A 19,023-nucleotide genomic window follows, 5' to 3' on the forward strand; every position below is an offset into this window, starting at 1 on the left:
GTGGCGCCGCCGCCGACGTCCAGGAAGTTGGCCGGCTCGCCGCCGAACAGCTTGATGGTGTCCATCGTCGCCATCGCCAGACCCGCGCCGTTGACCAGGCAGCCGATGTTGCCGTCCAGGCTGATGTAGGCCAGATCGAACTTCGACGCCTCGACCTCGGCCGGATCCTCTTCGTCCAGATCGCGGTAGGCCACGATCTCCGGGTGACGGAACAGCGCGTTGGAGTCGAAGTTGAACTTCGCGTCCAGCGCCATCAGGTTGCCCTTGCTGTCACGGTTGAGCGGGTTGATCTCGACCAGCGAGGCATCCGTCTCCATGTAGCAGCGGTACAGGTTCTTGAACAGCGACACGGCCTGGTCCACGGTGTGGCCTTCCATGCCGATGGCACGCGCGATCTTGGCCGCCTGCTCGTCGGTCAGACCGGCCAGCGGGTCGATCATCTCGGTGATGATCTTCTCAGGGGTCGAGTGCGCGACCTCCTCGATGTCCATGCCGCCTTCCGACGAGGCGATGAAGGCCACGCTCTGCGTGCCGCGGTCGGTGACCAGCGAGACGTAGAACTCCTTGCCAATGTCGGCGCCGTCCTCGATGTACAGGCGGCGGACCTTCTGGCCTTCCGCGCCGGTCTGGTGCGTGACCAGCTGCATGCCCAGGATGTCGGTGGCGCGGGCGCGCACGTCGTCCAGCGACTTCGCGACCTTCACGCCGCCGCCCTTGCCGCGGCCGCCTGCATGGATCTGCGCCTTCACGACCCAGACCGGGCCGCCCAGCTTCTCGGCGGCTTCCACCGCCTCCTGGACCGTGAACGCCGGGTAGCCGCGCGGCACCGGAACGTCGAACTGGCGCAGGATTTCCTTGCCTTGGTATTCGTGGATCTTCATCGGGGCGATCTCCTCGATCTTCGGGTGGTGAACCTGTGGGTGGATGCGGTGGGGAGCCGGTCTTCTCTGCGGGCAGGGGACAGTCGGGCCGCGCAGGCGCTGCGGCACTCTGCGGTCCCAAGCTGACCTCAGGGTGACGCAGCCTCCAGGCCGTTCTCGAAGTGCTGGCGCATCAGCCGGCTGGCCGCCTCGGCATCGCGGCGCTCGAGCGCTTCCATCAGCGCGCGATGCTCCTGCAGCGATTCCTCGGGGCGGCCCATCTTGAACAGCGAGTGATGCCGGTTGAGCTTCATGACCTTGCGCAGGTCGGTGACGATCTGCTGGCGCCAGCGGTTGCCCGACAGCGCCAGCAGCTGCATGTGGAAGGCCTCGTTGGTGGCGAAGAAGAACTCGCGCTGGCCGACCTCGCGCTCGAGCCGCTCGTGCAGCGCACGCAGCGTGGCCAGATCGGTGCTGGCGGCCGAGCGCGCGACCTCGCCGGCCGCATCGCTCTCCAGCAGCGCGAGCAGGTGATAGACCTGGCGCACATCGTCGGTCGACATCTCGGTGACATAGGCGCCGCGGCGCACCTTCATCGTCACCAGGCCTTCGACCGCCAGCACCTTCAGCGCCTCGCGCAGCGGCGTGCGGCTGATGCCGTACTCGGCCGAGAGCTTCTGCTCGTCGATCCAGCTGCCGGGCTCGAGCTCGCGGTTGAAGATCTGCTGGCGCAGCCGCTCGGCCACATCCTGATAGAGGGCGCGAGGCGCCAGGGCATGTTCGGGGTCGTGGGTGGGCAGGCGCACGGTGGGCATCATTCGGAATTCGGTCGGGATGATAGCGGACCGGGCTGCGGTCTTGAATTCATAATTATGCATCATGTATCATGGCGATGCACTGCGTCAGGAACCCCACAACATGTCGAACTCCCCCGAATTCCAGCCAGCCTCGATGGAACAGTGGCTGAAGGCCGCCGCCAAGTCCGCGCCCGGCGGCAATGTCGAGGCGCTGAACTGGGTCACGCCGGACGGCATCACCGTCAAGCCGCTCTACACCGCGGCCGACGTGGCGGGGCTGCCCTTCACCGACACGCTGCCCGGGTTCGAGCCCTTCATCCGCGGCCCGCAGGCCACGATGTACGCGGTGCGTCCGTGGACCATCCGCCAGTACGCCGGCTTCTCGACCGCCGAGGAATCGAACGCCTTCTACCGCAAGGCGCTGGCCGCCGGCGGCCAGGGCGTCTCGGTCGCCTTCGACCTGGCGACCCACCGCGGCTACGACTCGGATCACCCGCGGGTGACCGGCGATGTCGGCAAGGCGGGCGTGGCGATCGACTCGGTCGAGGACATGAAGATCCTGTTCGACCAGATCCCGCTCGACAAGGTGAGCGTGTCCATGACGATGAACGGCGCGGTGCTGCCGGTGCTGGCGGGCTATGTCGTCGCGGCGGAAGAGCAGGGCGTGTCGCAGGACAAGCTCAGCGGGACCATCCAGAACGACATCCTCAAGGAGTTCATGGTCCGCAACACCTACATCTATCCGCCGGAGCCGTCGATGAAGATCATCGGCGACATCATCGAGTACACGGCGCAGAAGATGCCGAAGTTCAACTCGATCTCGATCTCCGGCTACCACATGCAGGAAGCGGGCGCGAACCAGGCGCTGGAGCTGGCCTTCACGCTGGCCGACGGCAAGGAATACGTCAAGACCGCGATGGCCAAGGGCCTGGACGTCGACGCCTTCGCCGGGCGGCTCAGCTTCTTCTGGGCGATCGGGATGAACTTCTATCTCGAGATCGCCAAGATGCGTGCGGCGCGTCTGCTGTGGGCGCGCATCATGAAGGGCTTCGACGCGAAGAACCCGAAGAGCCTGATGCTGCGCACCCACTGCCAGACCTCGGGCTGGTCGCTGACCGAGCAGGACCCGTACAACAACATCGTGCGCACCACGATCGAGGCGATGGCCGCGGTCTTCGGCGGCACGCAGTCGCTGCACACCAACGCGCTGGACGAGGCGATCGCGCTGCCGACCGCGTTCTCCTCGCGCATCGCCCGCAACACGCAGCTGATCATCCAGGAAGAGACGCACATCACCAATGTGGTCGACCCGTGGGCCGGCTCCTACCTGATGGAGTCGCTGACGCAGGAGATGGCCGACAAGGCGTGGGCCATCATCGAGGAAGTCGAGGCGATGGGCGGCATGACCCGGGCGGTCGATTCCGGCTGGGCCAAGCTGAAGATCGAGGCCTCTGCGGCCGAGAAGCAGGCCCGCATCGACTCCGGCAAGGACGTGATCGTCGGCGTCAACAAGTACAAGCTGGCCAAGGAGGATCCGGTCGAGATCCTCGAGGTCGACAACATGAAGGTGCGCGACGCGCAGATCGCGCGCCTGCAGCAGATCCGCGCCACGCGCGACACCGCGGCGGTGCAGGCCGCGCTGGCGGCGCTGACCGAGGCGGCCCGGTCCGGCCAGGGCAACCTGCTGGATCTGGCGATCCAGGCGGTGCGCCTGCGCGCCACGGTCGGCGAGGTCTCGGATGCGCTCGAGGCGGTCTACGGCCGCCACCGCGCCGACATCCAGAAGGTCACCGGCGTCTACGCGGCGGCCTACGATTCGGCCGAGGGCTGGGAGAAGCTGCAGGGCGAGATCGCGGCCTTTGCCGAGACCTACGGCCGCCGCCCGCGCGTGATGATCGCCAAGCTCGGCCAGGACGGCCATGACCGCGGCGCCAAGGTGGTGGCCACCGCCTATGCCGATCTCGGCTTCGACGTCGACATGGGCCCGCTGTTCCAGACGCCGGAGGAATGCGCCCGCCAGGCCATCGAGAACGATGTGCATGCGGTCGGCGTCTCGACGCTGGCGGCCGGTCACAAGACCCTGGTGCCCGCGATCATCGCGGAACTGAAGAAGCAGGGCGCCGACGACATCATCGTCTTCGTCGGCGGGGTCATTCCGCAACAGGATTACGATTGCCTGTTCGAAGCCGGCGTGAAGGGGGTCTACGGTCCCGGCACGCCGATTCCGGCCTCGGCCAAGGATGTTCTGGAGCAGATCAAAGCCCATGTGTCTGCGGCCTGAGGTGCGCCCATGACCTATCGGTGATCCATGCAACCTCCCTCAGCCGCTTCTGCCGCTTCTGCCGCCGGCATGCCGCATCTCCAGCTCACCCCTGCCGGTGAGGATGATTTCGAAGCCCTGCTGTCCTTGCGGATGGCGGCGATGAGGGAGAGCCTGACGCGGCTCGGCCATTTCGATCCGCAGCGGGTGCGCGAGCGGCTGAGCCGGGGCTTCAACCCGGCGCATGCGCGCCACATCCTGCGCGATGGCGATCTGGTGGGCTTCGTCGTGGTGATTCCGCGGCCCGGGGACATGCTGCTCGATCACCTCTACATCCACCCCAGCGCGCAGGGTGAGGGCATCGGCGGCTGGGTGATGCGGCGGGTGCTGGCGGAGGCCGATGCGCGGGCCATGCCGATGTCGGTGACTGCGCTGAAGCACACCGCGGCGGCGCGCTTCTACGAGCGCCACGGCTTCATCCTGGAGGCCGAGGGCGAATGGGACCTGTATTTCCGAAGGCCGGCGCATCCGGCCAGCGATCACTAGCGATCACACCGGGCGATCACTCGCCTCCTTCGATGACCGACGACTTCTCCCACCTGCCTGCCTCCGAGCAGGCCCTGGCTGCCGGCATCGCCGGCACGCAGCCGGCGGTGCAGCGGCGCGCGATGGCCAAGGCGATCACGCTGCTCGAGTCGACCCGGGCCGACCACCGCGCCCGCGCCGACGCGCTGCTCGACGCGCTGCTGCCGCGCACCGGGCGCTCCTTCCGGCTCGGCATTTCCGGCGTTCCCGGCGTGGGCAAGTCGACCTTCATCGAGACGCTCGGGCTGCACCTGATCGGCCTGGGGCACCGGGTGGCGGTGCTGGCGGTCGATCCGTCGTCGACGGTCTCGGGCGGCTCCATCCTGGGCGACAAGACCCGCATGGAGCGGCTGTCGGTGCACCCGCACGCCTACATCCGCCCCAGCCCGTCCTCGGGCACGCTCGGCGGCGTCGCCGAGAAGACCCGCGAGGCGATGCTGGTCGCCGAGGCCGCCGGCTACGACATCGTCATCATCGAGACGGTCGGCGTCGGCCAGAGCGAGACCGCGGTCTCGGGCATGACCGACATGTTCTGCCTGCTGCAGCTGCCCAATGCCGGCGACGACCTGCAGGCGATCAAGAAGGGCGTGATGGAGCTGGCCGACCTGGTGGTCATCAACAAGGCCGACATCGACCCCGACGCCGCCACCCGCGCCCGTGCGCAGATCACCAGCGCGCTGCGCCTGCTGGGCATGCACGCCCAGCACGGCCATCCCGACCACGGCCATGAAGGCGCGAGCCTGTGGCTGCCGCGCGTGATCCAGATCAGCGCGCTCAAGGGTGCCGGGCTCGACGATTTCTGGAGCGCGGTCAGCACCTTCCGCGAACTGCAGCAGGCCAGCGGCCGGCTGGCGCAGCGCCGCCAGCAGCAGAACCTGGCCTGGATGTGGGAACGCATCGAGTCCGGCCTGCGCGAGCGCTTCCGCGCGCACCCCGAGGTGCGCGGCCAGCTCGGCGAGCTCACCGCCCAGGTGCGCGAGGGGCGCACCGCCGCGTCGGTGGCCGCACGCCGGCTGCTCGACCTGATGACCTGACTCCCCCCGAGACCCGCCCGACCCTTCCCGATTCCCGAACCGATTTCGAATCACGGACCCACCCGAGGAGATCCCCATGCATGACATCCAGCAGATGCTCGAAGCCAAGCGCGCCAAGGCGCGCCTGGGCGGCGGGCAGAAACGCATCGACAGCCAGCACGCCAAGGGCAAGCTGACCGCGCGCGAGCGCCTCGAGCTGCTGTTCGACGAAGGCACCTTCGAAGAGTGGGACATGTTCGTCGAGCACCGCTGTGCCGACTTCGGCATGCAGGACAACAAGATCACCGGCGACGGCGTGGTCACCGGCTACGGCATGATCAACGGCCGCCTGGCCTTCGCGTTCAGCCAGGACTTCACCGTCTTCGGCGGCGCGCTGTCCGAGGCGCACGCCGAGAAGATCTGCAAGATCATGGACCAGGCGATGAAGGTCGGCGCCCCGGTGATCGGCCTGAACGACTCGGGCGGCGCGCGCATCCAGGAAGGCGTGGCGTCCTTGGGCGGCTACGCCGAGGTCTTCCAGCGCAATGTCATGGCCTCGGGCGTGATCCCGCAGATCTCGATGATCATGGGCCCGTGCGCGGGCGGCGCGGTGTACTCGCCGTCGATGACCGACTTCATCTTCATGGTGAAGGACTCCAGCTACATGTTCGTCACCGGCCCCGAGGTGGTGAAGACGGTGACGCACGAGGAAGTGACCGCCGAGGAGCTGGGCGGCGCGGTCACCCACACCGCCAAGTCCGGCGTGGCCGACCTGGCCTTCGAGAACGATGTGGAAGCGCTGCTGATGCTGCGCCGCTTCTTCAACTACCTGCCGCTGAACAACAAGGAAAAGCCGCCGGTGCGCCCGAGCGGCGACCCGGCGCTGCGTCTGGACCACTCGCTCGACACGCTGGTGCCGGACCATCCGAACAAGCCCTATGACATGAAGGAGCTGATCGCCAAGGTGGTCGACGACGGCGACTTCTTCGAGCTGCAGCCCGACTACGCCGCCAACATCGTCATCGGCATGGCGCGCATGGAAGGCCAGACGGTGGGCATCGTCGCCAACAACCCGCTGGTGCTGGCGGGCTGCCTGGACATCAAGAGCTCGATCAAGGCCGCGCGCTTCGTGCGCTTCTGCGATGCCTTCAACATTCCCGTCATCACCTTCGTCGACGTGCCCGGCTTCATGCCCGGCACCGCGCAGGAGTACGGCGGCATCATCAAGCACGGCGCCAAGCTGCTCTACGCCTACGCCGAGTGCACCGTGCCGAAGGTCACCGTCATCACCCGCAAGGCCTACGGCGGCGCCTATGACGTGATGAGCTCCAAGCACCTGCGCGGCGACGTGAACTTCGCCTGGCCGAACGCCGAGATCGCGGTGATGGGCGCCAAGGGCGCGGTGGAGATCATCTTCCGCGAGGAGAAGAAGGATCCGGCCAAGCTGGCCGCGCGCGAGGCCGAGTACAAGGCCCGCTTCGCCAATCCCTTCGTGGCCGGCGCCCGCGGCTTCATCGACGACGTGATCCAGCCGCACGAGACGCGCAAGCGCATCTGCCGCTCGCTGGTGATGCTCAAGGACAAGAAGCTGGACAACCCGTGGCGCAAGCACGGCAACATCCCCCTCTGATCACGCGGCGCGAAAGCAAACCATCATGTTCAAGAAGATCCTGATCGCCAACCGCGGCGAAATCGCCTGCCGCGTCATCGCCACCGCCCGCAAGATGGGCATCAAGACGGTGGCCGTCTATTCCGAGGCCGACAAGGACGCGCGTCATGTCGAGCTGGCCGACGAGGCGGTGCTGCTGGGCCCGGCGCCCTCGCGCGAGTCGTATCTGGTCGCCGACAAGATCATCGCCGCGTGCAAGGCCACCGGCGCCGAGGCGCTGCACCCGGGCTACGGCTTCCTGTCCGAGAACGAGGACTTCGCCCGCCGCTGCGAGGAGGAGGGCATCGCCTTCATCGGCCCGAAGCACTACTCGATCGCGGCCATGGGCGACAAGATCGCCTCGAAGAAGCTCGCCAACGAGGCCAAGGTCAGCACGATTCCGGGCTGGAACGACGCCATCGAGAGTCCGGAGCGTGCGGTCGAGATCGCCCGCGACATCGGCTATCCGGTGATGATCAAGGCCTCGGCCGGCGGCGGCGGCAAGGGCCTGCGCGTGGCCTTCAACGACAAGGAAGCCTTCGACGGCTTCGCGTCGTGCCGCAACGAGGCCCGCAACAGCTTCGGCGACGACCGCGTCTTCATCGAGAAGTTCGTCGAGCAGCCGCGCCACATCGAGATCCAGGTGCTGGGCGATGCCCACGGCAACGTGGTCTACCTGCACGAGCGCGAGTGCTCGATCCAGCGCCGCCACCAGAAGGTCATCGAAGAAGCCCCGAGCCCCTTCATCAGCGACGCCACCCGCAAGGCGATGGGCGAGCAGGCGGTGGCGCTGGCCAAGGCGGTGAAGTACCAGTCGGCCGGCACGGTCGAGTTCGTCGTCGGCAAGAACCAGGACTTCTACTTCCTGGAGATGAACACCCGCCTGCAGGTGGAGCACCCGGTCACCGAGTGCATCACCGGGCTGGACCTGGTCGAGCAGATGATCCGCGTGGCCGCCGGCGAGAAGCTCGGCTTCACGCAGGACCAGATCCCGCGCCAGGGCTGGGCGATCGAGTGCCGCATCAACGCGGAAGACCCGTTCCGCAACTTCCTGCCCTCCACCGGCCGTCTGGTGAAGTACCAGCCGCCGGCGGCCGACCTGGTGCAGGGCAGCGAGACGCTGCAGGGCGCGGCCTACGAGGCCGGGCGCTTCGGCGGCGTGCGCGTCGATACCGGCGTGTACGAGGGCGGCGAGATCCCGATGTTCTACGACTCGATGATCGCCAAGCTCATCGTGCACGGGCGTGACCGCGATGACGCGATCGCCAAGATGCGCGCCGCGCTCAACGGCTTCGTGATCCGCGGCATCAGCTCGAACATCCCGTTCCAGGCCGCGCTGCTGGCGCACCCGAAGTTCGTCACCGGCGACTTCAACACCGGCTTCATCGCCGAGCACTATGCCCAGGGCTTCAAGGCCGAGGATGTGCCGCATGACGACCCGCTGTTCCTGGTCGCGCTGGCCGCCTTCGTGCGCCGCAAGGCGCGCGAGCGCGCCGCCGGCATCAGCGGCCAGCTGCCCGGCCATGGCGTGGCCCATGCGGACACGCTGGTGGTGGTGCAGCTCGGCGCCGACGGCCAGAACCTCTATCACGATGTGCAGCTCGGCGACTTCGACGCGGCGCACGGCACGATGAACGTGACCGTCGGCGGCCGGGTCTACGCGATCCGCAGCGCCACCAAGCTCGGCGAGATCCTGATGACCGGCTCGGTCAACGGCCAGCCCTTCAGCGCCCAGGTCGAGCGCGGTTCGGTCAAGCGGCCGCTGGCGATCCGGGTCGCGCACAACGGCACCGCGATCGAGGCGCTGGTGCTGCAGCCGCGCGCGGCCGAGCTGCACAAGCTCATGCCCTACAAGGCGCCGCCCGACACCAGCAAGATGCTGCTGTCGCCGATGCCGGGCCTGCTGGTGCAGGTGCCGGTGGCGGTCGGCCAGAAGGTGCAGGCCGGCGAGCGCCTGGCGGTCATCGAGGCGATGAAGATGGAGAACATCCTCGTCGCCACGCAGGACTGCGTGGTCAAGGAGATCCGGGCCACGGTCGGCGAGAGCCTGAGCGTGGACCAGCAGATCATCATCTTCGAGTGAAGCCGGGAGCCCCGATGCAAGCCAAGCCCTTCAAGATCCTCGGCATCCAGCAGATCGCCATCGGCGGGACCGACAAGCAGCGGCTGAAGACCCTCTGGGTCGACATCTTCGGCCTGTCGGTCAAGAGCACGTTTGTGAGCGAGCGCGAGAACGTCGACGAGGACATCTGCGCGCTGGGCGAAGGCCCGACCGCGGTCGAGGTCGACCTGATGCAGCCGCTCGACATCGAGAAGAAGCCGGCCGTGCACGCCACGCCGCTGAACCACGTCGGCCTGTGGGTCGACGATCTGGCCCGGGCGGTCGAGTGGATGACGGCCAACGGCGTGCGCTTCGCGCCCGGTGGCATCCGCAAGGGCGCGGCCGGCTTCGACATCTGCTTCATCCACCCGAAGGGCAACGAGCAGTTCCCCATCGGCGGCGAAGGGGTGCTGATCGAGCTGGTGCAGGCGCCGCCCGAGGTGATCGCCGCGCTCGGTTAAGCTCGCCGGCCTTGTGACGGCCCGGTGTCCGTTGTCTGCGGATGCCGGGCCGTTTCCATTCGGATTTGCCACTTTCCATGCTGATCGATCACCTGAGCCAACAGCTGCAGCAGCGCCGCGCGCTCGGCCTCGAGCGGGTGCGCCGCATCGCCGAGGGGCCGTGCCGGCCGGACCTGCCGGTGAGCCGGCCTGGCGCGGAGGCCGATGCCGGTGCAGCGACCGACGCATCGCAGCCGATGCTGGCCTTCTGCAGCAACGACTATCTGGGCCTGGCCGCGCATCCGGCGGTGGTCGAGGCGCTGGCCGAGGGCGCGCGGCGCTGGGGCGCCGGCAGCGGCGCCTCGCACCTGGTCTGCGGCCACGGCCGTGCGCACGAGCGGCTCGAGCAGGCGCTGGCCGAGTGGCTGGCGCCGCTGTGGCCCGAGGGCGCGCGGGTGCTGGGCTTCGGCACCGGCTACCTGGCCAATCTGGCGCTGATGACCGCGCTGGGCGACGCGCGCACCACGCTGTTCACCGACCGGCTCAACCACGCCTCGCTGATCGATGGTGCGCAGCTCGCGCGGGCCGAGGTGCGCCGCTATCCGCACAACCGCGTCGACCGGCTGGAGGCGATGCTGCTTGAGTGCGCCACGCCGCTGAAGCTGATCGTCACCGACGGCGTCTTCAGTATGGACGGCGACCTGGCGCCGCTGGACCGGCTCTTGGCGCTGGCCGAGCGCCACGACGCCTGGCTGGTGGTCGACGACGCGCATGGCCTGGGCGTGCTCGGCGAGGCCGGGCGCGGCAGCCTGGCGCATTTCGGCCTGCGCGGGCGCCGGCTGATCCTGATGGGCACGCTGGGCAAGGCCTTCGGCGTGGCCGGCGCCTTCGTGATGGCCGATCCGGTCATCGTCGAGTGGCTGCTGCAGACCGCGCGGCCGGGCATCTACACCACCGCCGCGCCGCCGGCGCTGGCCGAGGCGACGCTCGCCAGCCTGGAGATCATCCGCGGGCCGGAGGGCGACGCGCGGCGCGCGGCGCTGCAGGCGCGCATCCGGCAGCTGCGCGAGGGGCTGGCGGCGCTGCTGGCGGCGCATCCGGGCTGCGGCTGGTCGCTGCCCGAGTCCGCCACCGCGATCCAGCCGCTGCTGATCGGCGACAACCACCGCGCCGCCGCGCTGGCCGAGCGGCTGCGCCAGGCCGGGCAGTGGGTGCCGGCGATCCGCCCGCCCACCGTGCCGGAGGGCACCGCGCGGCTGCGCATCACGCTGTCGGCCGCGCACCGGCCCGAGGAGGTCGCGCGGCTGCTGGCGGTGCTGGGCCAGGCGCTGCAGGACCCGGCCGGAGGCCCGCGATGAGCGCGGTCGTGCTGCAGCCCGGCGCGGCCGATCCGCATCCGGCCTATGCCGCGCTGCGCCAGGCCGGCCCGATCCACTGGAGCGAGGATTTCTTCGGCGGCGCCTGGGTGCTGACCCGCCATGCCGATGCCGAGCAGGTGCTGCGCGATCCGCGCTTCTCGGCCGCGCGCACCGGCGGCTGGGTGCGCCGGGGCGAGACGCAGCGGCGCGAGGCGGGCGCCTTCCAGCGCCTGTTCGCGCGTGCGCTGCTGTTCCTGGACGGCCAGGACCATGCAGGGCTGCGCCGGCTGATGATGGCCGGCTTCGATGGCCAGGCGATGGCGGCGCTGCGGCCGTGGATCGAGCAGCGCTGCACCGCGCTGATGGACACGCTGCAGGCCGAGCAGGCCGCCGCACCGGAGCGTCCGGTCGACTGGATCGCCGGCGTGGCGCGCCGGCTGCCGGCCGGGGTGATCTCGCGGCTGCTCGGCCTGCCGGCCGAGGACGAGCCGATGCTGGTGGGCTGGTCCGACGAGATCGCGCCCTTCCTGGGCGCGGCCGATCCCTCGCCCGAGGTGACCCGCCGGGCCGAGCGTGCGCTGGTGGCGATGGCCGGCTATTTCCGCAGCCATTTCGACCGCTCGCCCGGCGCGGCGGCGCAAGAGTCCGCGGGTTTGCTGGACCGGCTGCTGCTGGCCCATCGCCAGGGCCAGGCCGGGCTGGACGACAGCGTCGGGCTGCTGGCCCAGGCGACGATGCTGCTGTTCGCCGGTCATGAGACCACCCGCCATCTGCTCGGCAATGCGGTGCAGCTGCTGCTGGCGCATCCGGTGCAGTGGCAGGCGCTGCGCGCCGATCCGGGCCTGGCGCCGGCTGCGGTGCGCGAGGCGCTGCGCCACCAGTGCCCGGTGCAGTACAGCGGCCGGCGGGTGGTGACACCGCTGGAACTGCACGGCCAGCGCCTGGAGCGCGGCGATGGCGTCATCGTGCTGATCGGCGCGGCCAACCGCGACCCCGAGCGCTTCGAGCGGCCCGACGACTTCGACATCGCGCTGCCGCGCCGTGCCTCGCTGGCCTTCGGCAGCGGGCCGCATGTCTGCATCGGCGCGGCGCTGACCCGCCTCGAGGGCGAGATCATGCTCGGCCAGCTCGCGCGGCGCTGGCCGCATCTGGCGCTGGCCCGGCCCGAGACGCCCGACTGGGTGCCCGACCAGCCGCTCTACCGCGGCCTGCGCTCGCTGCCGCTGTGGCTGCAAGGCCCGCCGGCCTGATCCCGGTCAAGAATTTCCCGCTCGATCGCTGATGGCAGGGCGGCTGACAGCGAAGTGACAGGCGGACGTCAGGCGCGTCATTTTGAATTATGAATTCAGCCGGACCCTCAGGATTCAGGAGACAAGCGCATGACCGCCTACGCCGACTTTCACCGCCGTTCCATCGAAGACCGTGACGGCTTCTGGGGCGAGCAGGCCCAGCTGATCGACTGGCACAAGCCCTTCGACCAGGTCTGCGACTACAGCAACCCCCCGTTCGCCAAGTGGTTCGCGGGCGGCGAGACCAACCTCTGCCACAACGCGGTCGATCGCCACCTCGCGACCCGCGCCGACCAGAACGCGCTCATCTTCGTCTCGACCGAGACCAACACCGAGAAGGCCTACAGCTACCGCGAACTGCACGCCGAAGTGCAGCGCATGGCCGCGATCTACCAGTCGCTCGGCGTCAAGAAGGGCGACCGCGTGCTGATCTACATGCCGATGATTGCCGAGGCGGCGTTCGCGATGCTGGCCTGCGTGCGCATCGGCGCGATCCACTCGGTGGTGTTCGGCGGCTTCGCCAGCCACTCGCTGGCCAGCCGCATCGACGACGCCCAGCCGACCGTCATCGTCAGCGCCGACGCCGGCATGCGTGGCGGCAAGTCGGTGCCCTACAAGCACCTGCTCGACGAAGCCATCAACCTCTCGGCCCACAAGCCGGCCAAGGTGCTGATGGTCAACCGCGGTCTGGCCGACTACGCCAAGGTCGACGGCCGCGATGTCGACTACGCCGAGCAGCGCGCGCTGCAGATGGACACCGTGGTGCCGTGCGAGTGGGTGGATTCGACCCACCCGTCGTACATCCTCTACACCTCCGGCACCACCGGCAAGCCCAAGGGCGTGCAGCGCGACACCGCCGGCTACACCGTCGCGCTGGCCGCGTCCATGAAGCACATCTACATGGGCAACCCGGGCGAGACGTACTTCAGCACGTCGGACATCGGCTGGGTCGTCGGCCACAGCTACATCATCTACGGCCCGCTGATCAACGGCATGGCCACCATCATGTACGAAGGCCTGCCGATCCGCCCGGACGCCGGCATCTGGTGGAGCCTGGTCGAGAAGTACAAGGTCACCGTGATGTTCTCGGCCCCGACCGCCGCGCGCGTGCTGAAGAAGCAGGATCCGGCGTATCTCACCAAGTACGACCTGAGCAGCCTGAAGGCGCTGTTCCTGGCCGGCGAGCCGCTCGACGAGCCGACCGCCACCTGGATCGGCGGCGCGCTGAACAAGCCGATCATCGACAACTACTGGCAGACCGAGACCGGCTGGCCGATCATGGCCATCTGCAACGGCGTCGAGCCCGCACCGACCAAGTTCGGCTCGCCCGGCAAGGCGGTCTACGGCTACGACGTGAAGCTGATCGACGAGACCACCGGCGAGGAGATCACCGAGGCCAACAAGAAGGGTGTCATTGCCGTCGAAGGCCCGCTGCCGCCGGGCTGCCTGCAGACCGTCTGGGGCGACGACAAGCGCTACGTCAGCACCTACTGGTCCAGCATCCACAACAAGGTGATGTATTCCACCTTCGACTGGGGCGTGAAGGACGAGGACGGCTACTTCTTCATCCTCGGCCGCACCGATGACGTGATCAACGTCGCTGGCCACCGCCTGGGCACCCGCGAGATCGAGGAAAGCATCTCCAGCCACCCGAACGTCGCCGAAGTGGCGGTGGTGGGCGTGGCCGACCAGCTCAAGGGCCAGGTCGCGGTCGCGTTCGCGGTGCTGAAGGACCCGAGCAAGGTCGCCGGCCCCGACGACGCCAAGGCGCTGGAGGCCGAGATCATGAAGGTGGTCGACTGCCAGCTTGGCGCGGTGGCGCGCCCGGCCTCGGTGCGCTTCGTCTCGGTGCTGCCGAAGACCCGCTCCGGCAAGGTGCTGCGCCGCGCGATCCAGGCGGTCTGCGAGGGCCGCGACGCCGGTGACCTGACGACGATGGAAGACCCGGCCGCGCTGGCGCAGATCAAGGATCTGGTGTCCTGACCGGATCCTGATCCGGGATCCGCGCCTTCGATCCGCGCTGAACCGCAGGGGCCCCGTGGCGACACGGGGCCCCTTTGTCTTGTCCCGCCTTCATCGGATCTTCAGAAAGGGTTGTGAACTCTGTCACATCTGATTACATAATCGGTCCATGCCGCGCATTCACATCATTGCCGGCCCGCCGGGAGCGGGCAAGACCACCTTCGCCAAGGAGTACCTGCCCCAGGAGGCGGCCTGCCGCAACTTCGTCGACGCCGACCTGATCGCCGAGGGGCTGTCGCCGTTCTCGCCCGAACGCATGACGATGCGCGCGCACAAGCTGATGCAGATCACCATCGGCGACCTGCTGCGCCGCCACGAGAGCTTCGGCTTCGAGACCACGCTGCGCAGCCGCGAAGTCGCCAGCCAGATCCCGGAATGGCGCCACCAGGGCTATGTGGTGCAGCTGGTCTTCCTGTCGCTGAGCAGTCCGGAGCTGGCGATCCAGCGTGTCGGCGAGCGGGTGCGCCAGGGCGGGCACAAGGTGGCGCCGGACGCGGTGCGACGGCGCTTCGAGGCCGGGCTGGACAACTTCCACACCCTCTACAAGGACCTGGTGGACCTGTGGGTGCATTTCGACAACTCGGGGCCGGCTCCGAAGCTGGTGGACTGGAGCGGCGCATGAGCACTTTCGGCAAGGACCGATCGGCCCGCAGCGGCCGCAAGCCCGGCGGCGATCCGGTGGCGCCCGAAGTCCTGGGCGCCTTGGCGGCTCTGCGCCGCTCGACCGAGATCGCCCGTCAGATGGCCTATCTGACCGGCACCGACGTGATCCTGGCGCGCGATGGCCGGCTGGTGCGCGAGGCCGGCTCGGAGAGCTACGACCTCGACCCGGATTCGCGCTGCCCGGCAATGTCAGGCCGCTGAACCGGCCGACACGCTGAGACCGGCGGCACACGCCGCCCGCAGGCAGGCCACCTGCTGCGCGATCGGCGCGGGCACCGGCTGATCGCCCGCCAGCACCGCGCGCAGGTGGGCGGCGGTGCTGGCGGCATCGATGCCGGCGGGCAGCACCGGCAGCTCGACCAGCACGCCGTCCTGCGGCGCCAGCGAGGCCTCGGCATCGATCCGGCCGTCGCGGAAGACCTGCATGCGCGGCTGGCGGCGTGCGTCGGCCACCGGCTCGCCCTCGGTGCCGCGCATCAGCACCGCGCAGGCCAGGCTGTCGCTCAGGTACTGGGTCAGGCTGACCGCGTATTCCGGATGCGTGTGGTTGACCACCCGCAGCGCGCCGGGCAGCACCGGCAGGATCTTCGCGATGGTGTGGCCGCTGTTGCGCAGGCCCAGCACCGGCCGGATCGCCAGCAGGCTGGCCAGCGGCCGGTTCAGCGTCTCGATCGCGACGAAGGCCGGCTGGCCGGCGGCCCAGCGCGCCGCCACCGCGGCGGCATCGGGGCAGGGCGGCAGGCCCAGCGCGGTGAAGATGGCCGCGCTGGTGACGCGCCCGGTCGGGTCGGTGACCATGCCGTGCACCAGCACCGGCACGCCCTCGCGCGCCAGCAGCAGCGCCAGCAGCGGCGTCAGGTTGGGCAGGCGGCGCGCGCCGTTGTAGGACGGCAGCAGCACCGCCGGCCGGCCCGGATCGGGCAGGGCCAGCGTGTGCGCCATTGTCGCGTCGACGAAGCCGGCAAGCTCCTCGGGCGTCTCGCCCTTGATGCGCATGGCCAGCGCGAAGCCGCCCAGTTCCAGGTCGGTGACGCGGCCGTCCAGGATGCGCGACATCAGGTCGTGCGCCTGCTCGCGGCTCAGCGAGCGGGCGCCGTCCTTGCCGCGGCCGATTTCCTTCAGATAGGGGGCGATGCTCATGGGCCGGATTGTGACCCGGCTCAGCCGGCCACCGGCACCAGCGGGATCGAGGCCTTCACCAGACCGCGCAGCACCGGCAGGCAGGAGCCGCAGTTGGTGCCGCATTTCAGCGCGCCCTGCAGCTGCGAGAGCCGCGCCTCGGCGCTGCCCTCGCAGCGGCCGAGCTGCTCGACGATCTGCGGCTCGGTCACGTTGAAGCAGGTGCAGACCTGGCGGCCGCGCTCGGCGATCGCCACCGGCGGCGTGGCGCTGGCGGCCAGCAGGCGCCGGCCGTAGGCCTGCGCCGGCAGCTCGTCCTTGACCAGCGTGCGGATCCACGATTCGGCGCAGGTGTCGCCTGCCAGCAGCACGCCGCGCAGCCGGCCGCCGTCCAGGCGGGCGCTGCGGAACTGGCCGCGCTCGGCGTCCTCGTAGCGCATCGCGGTGCGGCCGTCCAGGCCGAGCAGCGCGGCGATCTCGGCGATCAGCGCGGCCTCGGCCGGCGTGGCGGCCGAGGCGCGCCAGATCACGCCGCCCAGCCCGCCGTCATGCGGCTCGCGGCCGAAGGGCAGCACCATCGCATGGGCGAAGCGCGGCATCAGCGTGCGCAGGCGCTCGCGCACCTGCACGATCTCCTGCTGTGGCAGCCAGGCCAGACCGACCATGCGCCACGGCAGCTCGGCCTTCGCGATCGAGACGGCCGAGTGCTTGAGTTCGGGCTGCTTCGAGCCCGGGCAGAAGGTGGGCAGCGTCAGGCCGTTGACGCCCCGGCGCGGCACGCCGTCGGCATCGGTGCCGCCCAGAACCTCTTCGCCCCAGTGCATCGGGATCGAGACCTGGCCGCGGGCGACCGCTCCACCGGCCTGCGCGGCCAGCACGACGCTGCCGCGGCGCGAGCGCACCTCGACCAGATCGCCGTCCTTCAGGCCCAGCGCGTCCAGGTCGGCGGCGTTCATCTCGGCCACCGGCTCGGGCACATGGCCGAACAGGCGGCCGAGCGTGCCGGTGCGGCTCATGCCGTGCCACTGGTCGCGCAGCCGGCCGCTGATCAGCGAGAACGGGTACGGCGCGTCGACCGGCTCGGCCACCGGGCGGAAGGCCACCGGCGCGAAGCGGGCGCGGCCGTCCTCGGTCGGGAAGATACCGTCCTCGTACAGCCGGGTGCGGCCGGCGAGGGCGCCCTCGGGCATCGGCCACTGCTGCGGGCCGTGCTGCTCGAGGTGGGCCCAGCTCAGGCCGGTGATGTCCAGGTCGCGGCCGCGGGTGCTCTCGCGGTGCTCGTTCCAGATCGATTCGGCGTCCGCATAGGGAAAGAGCGTGGCTTGGCCGTGCAGGCGCTCGGGCAGGCGCTCTTCCAGGCGGCGGGCCACGTCGACCGCGATCTGCCAGTCGTGGCGGGCCTGGCCAGGGGCGGCCACCGCCGGGCGCACCCGGCTGATGCGGCGCTCGGAGTTGGTCACCGAGCCGATCTTCTCGCCCCAGGTGGTGGCCGGCAGCAGCAGGTCGGCGTACGCGACGGTCGCGGTGGTCGCGAAGGCCTCCTGCACGATGACGAACTCGGCGCGCTCGAGCGCGCGGCGCACCATCGCCTGGTCGGGCATCGACTGCGCCGGGTTGGTGCAGGCGATCCACAGCAGGCGGATCTCGCCGTCGGCGGCGGCCTCGAACATCTCGACCGCGCTGCGCCCCGGCGTGGCCGGCACGTCGGGCAGGCCCCAGAGCGCGGCGACCTCGGCGCGGTGCGCCGGATCGGCCAGGTCGCGGTGGGCGCTGAGCAGGTTGGACAGGCCGCCGACCTCGCGCCCGCCCATCGCGTTGGGCTGGCCGGTCAGCGAGAAGGGACCGGCGCCAGCGCGGCCGATCTGGCCGGTGGCCAGGTGCAGGTTGATCAGCGCGGCGTTCTTGTCGGTGCCCGCCGCGCTCTGGTTCAGGCCCATGCAGTACAGCGACAGCGTCGCGCCGCCCGGGCGGTCGGCCTGCGCGAACCAGCGTGCGGCCTGGATCAGGTCGACCTCGGCGATGCCGCAGACCGCGGCGGCGCGTGCCGGCGTCCAGTCGCGCACCGTCTCGCGCAGCGCCTCGAAGCCGGAGGTGTGCGCGCCGATGTAGCGTGTGTCCGTCAGGCCCTCGGCCAGCATCACATGCAGCATGCCGTGGTAGAGCGCCACATCGGTGCCGGGGCGGATCTGCAGGAAGAGGTCGGCGGTCTCGGCCGTTTCGGTGCGGCGCACGTCGACGACGATCCAGCGCTGGCCGGGGCGCGCGGCGCGGGCGTCCTCCAGCCGGCGGAACAGGATCGGGTGCGCCCAGGCGGTGTTGCTGCCGGTGATGAACAGCGTGTCGACCTGCGGGAAGTCCTCGTAGCTGCAGGGCGGCGCGTCGGCGCCGAGCGTCTTCTTGTAGCCCGCCACCGCGCTGGACATGCACAGCCGCGAGTTGGTGTCGACGTTGTTGGTGCCCAGCAGTCCCTTGGCGAGCTTGTTGAAGACATAGTAGTCCTCGGTCAGCAGCTGGCCCGACAGGTAGAGGCCGACCGCGTCGGGGCCGTGCTGGCGAACGACGTCGGCGATGCGGTCGGCGGCGGTGTCGAGCGCGCGGGTCCAGTCGATCGGCTGCGGGGCGGCGCCGCGCTGCAGCCGCAGCATCGGCTGCAGCAGCCGGCTGCCGCGCGTGACCGGCTCGGCGGCGGTCAGGTGCAGCGTGCTGCCCTTGGTGCACAGTCGGCCGAAGTTGGCCGGATGCTCGGGGTCGCCGCGCACGCCGGTGATCTGCGTGCCATCGGACTCGATGATCACGCCGCAGCCGACGCCGCAGTAGGGACAGGTGGAACGGGTCTGCATCATGGCGGGAAGCCTGTCTTGTGTTCGG

15 protein-coding genes are annotated in these 19,023 nt (G+C 69.7%); 11 read left to right on the forward strand and 4 right to left on the reverse strand.

Annotation, left to right across the window (positions count from 1 at the left end; genetic code table 11):
- On the reverse strand, window positions 1–881 hold an 881-nt coding region (gene sucC / locus NFT33_RS18620; protein ID WP_251676021.1), incomplete at its 3' end, for an ADP-forming succinate--CoA ligase subunit beta.
- A 128-nt stretch (window positions 882–1,009) separates the two neighbouring features.
- Window positions 1,010–1,675, reverse strand: a complete 666-nt coding sequence (locus tag NFT33_RS18625) for a GntR family transcriptional regulator (RefSeq protein ID WP_051631993.1) — start codon at window positions 1,673–1,675, stop codon at window positions 1,010–1,012.
- 103 nt (window positions 1,676–1,778) lie between these two features.
- Here NFT33_RS18625 and scpA point away from each other — a divergent pair, with 103 nt between their 5' ends.
- From scpA to NFT33_RS18680, 11 genes are all read left to right on the forward strand, one after another.
- Window positions 1,779–3,938, forward strand: coding sequence for a methylmalonyl-CoA mutase (scpA, locus tag NFT33_RS18630; RefSeq protein WP_251677625.1), 2,160 nt, complete (start codon window positions 1,779–1,781; stop codon window positions 3,936–3,938).
- A gap of 141 nt (window positions 3,939–4,079) precedes the next feature.
- Complete coding sequence (locus NFT33_RS18635) at window positions 4,080–4,463, forward strand: GNAT family N-acetyltransferase (protein ID WP_241461986.1); 384 nt, start codon at window positions 4,080–4,082, stop codon at window positions 4,461–4,463.
- 32 nt (window positions 4,464–4,495) lie between these two features.
- On the forward strand, window positions 4,496–5,536 hold the full coding sequence (meaB, locus tag NFT33_RS18640; protein ID WP_309296167.1) for a methylmalonyl Co-A mutase-associated GTPase MeaB: 1,041 nt from the start codon (window positions 4,496–4,498) through the stop codon (window positions 5,534–5,536).
- A gap of 76 nt (window positions 5,537–5,612) precedes the next feature.
- Entirely contained in the window at window positions 5,613–7,145 is a 1,533-nt protein-coding gene (locus tag NFT33_RS18645; protein ID WP_251677627.1) for an acyl-CoA carboxylase subunit beta, read from the forward strand.
- 25 nt (window positions 7,146–7,170) lie between these two features.
- Complete coding sequence (locus NFT33_RS18650; protein ID WP_251677629.1) at window positions 7,171–9,246, forward strand: acetyl-CoA carboxylase biotin carboxylase subunit; 2,076 nt, start codon at window positions 7,171–7,173, stop codon at window positions 9,244–9,246.
- A 14-nt stretch (window positions 9,247–9,260) separates the two neighbouring features.
- Entirely contained in the window at window positions 9,261–9,725 is a 465-nt protein-coding gene (locus NFT33_RS18655; protein ID WP_251677631.1) for a VOC family protein, read from the forward strand.
- A 77-nt stretch (window positions 9,726–9,802) separates the two neighbouring features.
- Window positions 9,803–11,062, forward strand: coding sequence for an 8-amino-7-oxononanoate synthase (gene bioF, locus NFT33_RS18660; protein ID WP_251677633.1), 1,260 nt, complete (start codon window positions 9,803–9,805; stop codon window positions 11,060–11,062).
- Window positions 11,059–12,312 (forward strand): cytochrome P450, encoded by a 1,254-nt coding sequence (locus tag NFT33_RS18665; RefSeq protein ID WP_251677641.1) that lies wholly within the window; start codon window positions 11,059–11,061, stop codon window positions 12,310–12,312. Before bioF ends, NFT33_RS18665 begins: the two co-directional genes overlap by 4 nt.
- Before the next feature lie 129 nt (window positions 12,313–12,441).
- Window positions 12,442–14,334: a propionate--CoA ligase gene (locus tag NFT33_RS18670; RefSeq protein ID WP_251677644.1), complete on the forward strand. Its 1,893-nt coding sequence runs from the start codon at window positions 12,442–12,444 to the stop codon at window positions 14,332–14,334.
- 148 nt (window positions 14,335–14,482) lie between these two features.
- Window positions 14,483–14,995 (forward strand): ATPase, encoded by a 513-nt coding sequence (locus tag NFT33_RS18675; RefSeq protein ID WP_149504053.1) that lies wholly within the window; start codon window positions 14,483–14,485, stop codon window positions 14,993–14,995.
- On the forward strand, window positions 14,992–15,237 hold the full coding sequence (locus tag NFT33_RS18680) for a hypothetical protein (RefSeq protein WP_251677646.1): 246 nt from the start codon (window positions 14,992–14,994) through the stop codon (window positions 15,235–15,237). Before NFT33_RS18675 ends, NFT33_RS18680 begins: the two co-directional genes overlap by 4 nt.
- Here NFT33_RS18680 and ybiB read toward each other — a convergent pair.
- Both ybiB and NFT33_RS18690 read right to left on the reverse strand, forming a co-directional pair.
- Entirely contained in the window at window positions 15,226–16,176 is a 951-nt protein-coding gene (ybiB, locus tag NFT33_RS18685; protein WP_251677648.1) for a DNA-binding protein YbiB, read from the reverse strand. The two genes, NFT33_RS18680 and ybiB, sit on opposite strands and share 12 nt — an antisense overlap.
- 20 nt (window positions 16,177–16,196) lie before the next feature.
- Complete coding sequence (locus NFT33_RS18690) at window positions 16,197–18,998, reverse strand: nitrate reductase (RefSeq protein WP_251677650.1); 2,802 nt, start codon at window positions 18,996–18,998, stop codon at window positions 16,197–16,199.
- Between the last annotated feature and the right edge of the window lie 25 nt (window positions 18,999–19,023).

It is taken from the genome of Sphaerotilus sp. FB-3, assembly GCF_023706025.1.
Classification (GTDB): domain Bacteria; phylum Pseudomonadota; class Gammaproteobacteria; order Burkholderiales; family Burkholderiaceae_C; genus Sphaerotilus; species Sphaerotilus sulfidivorans.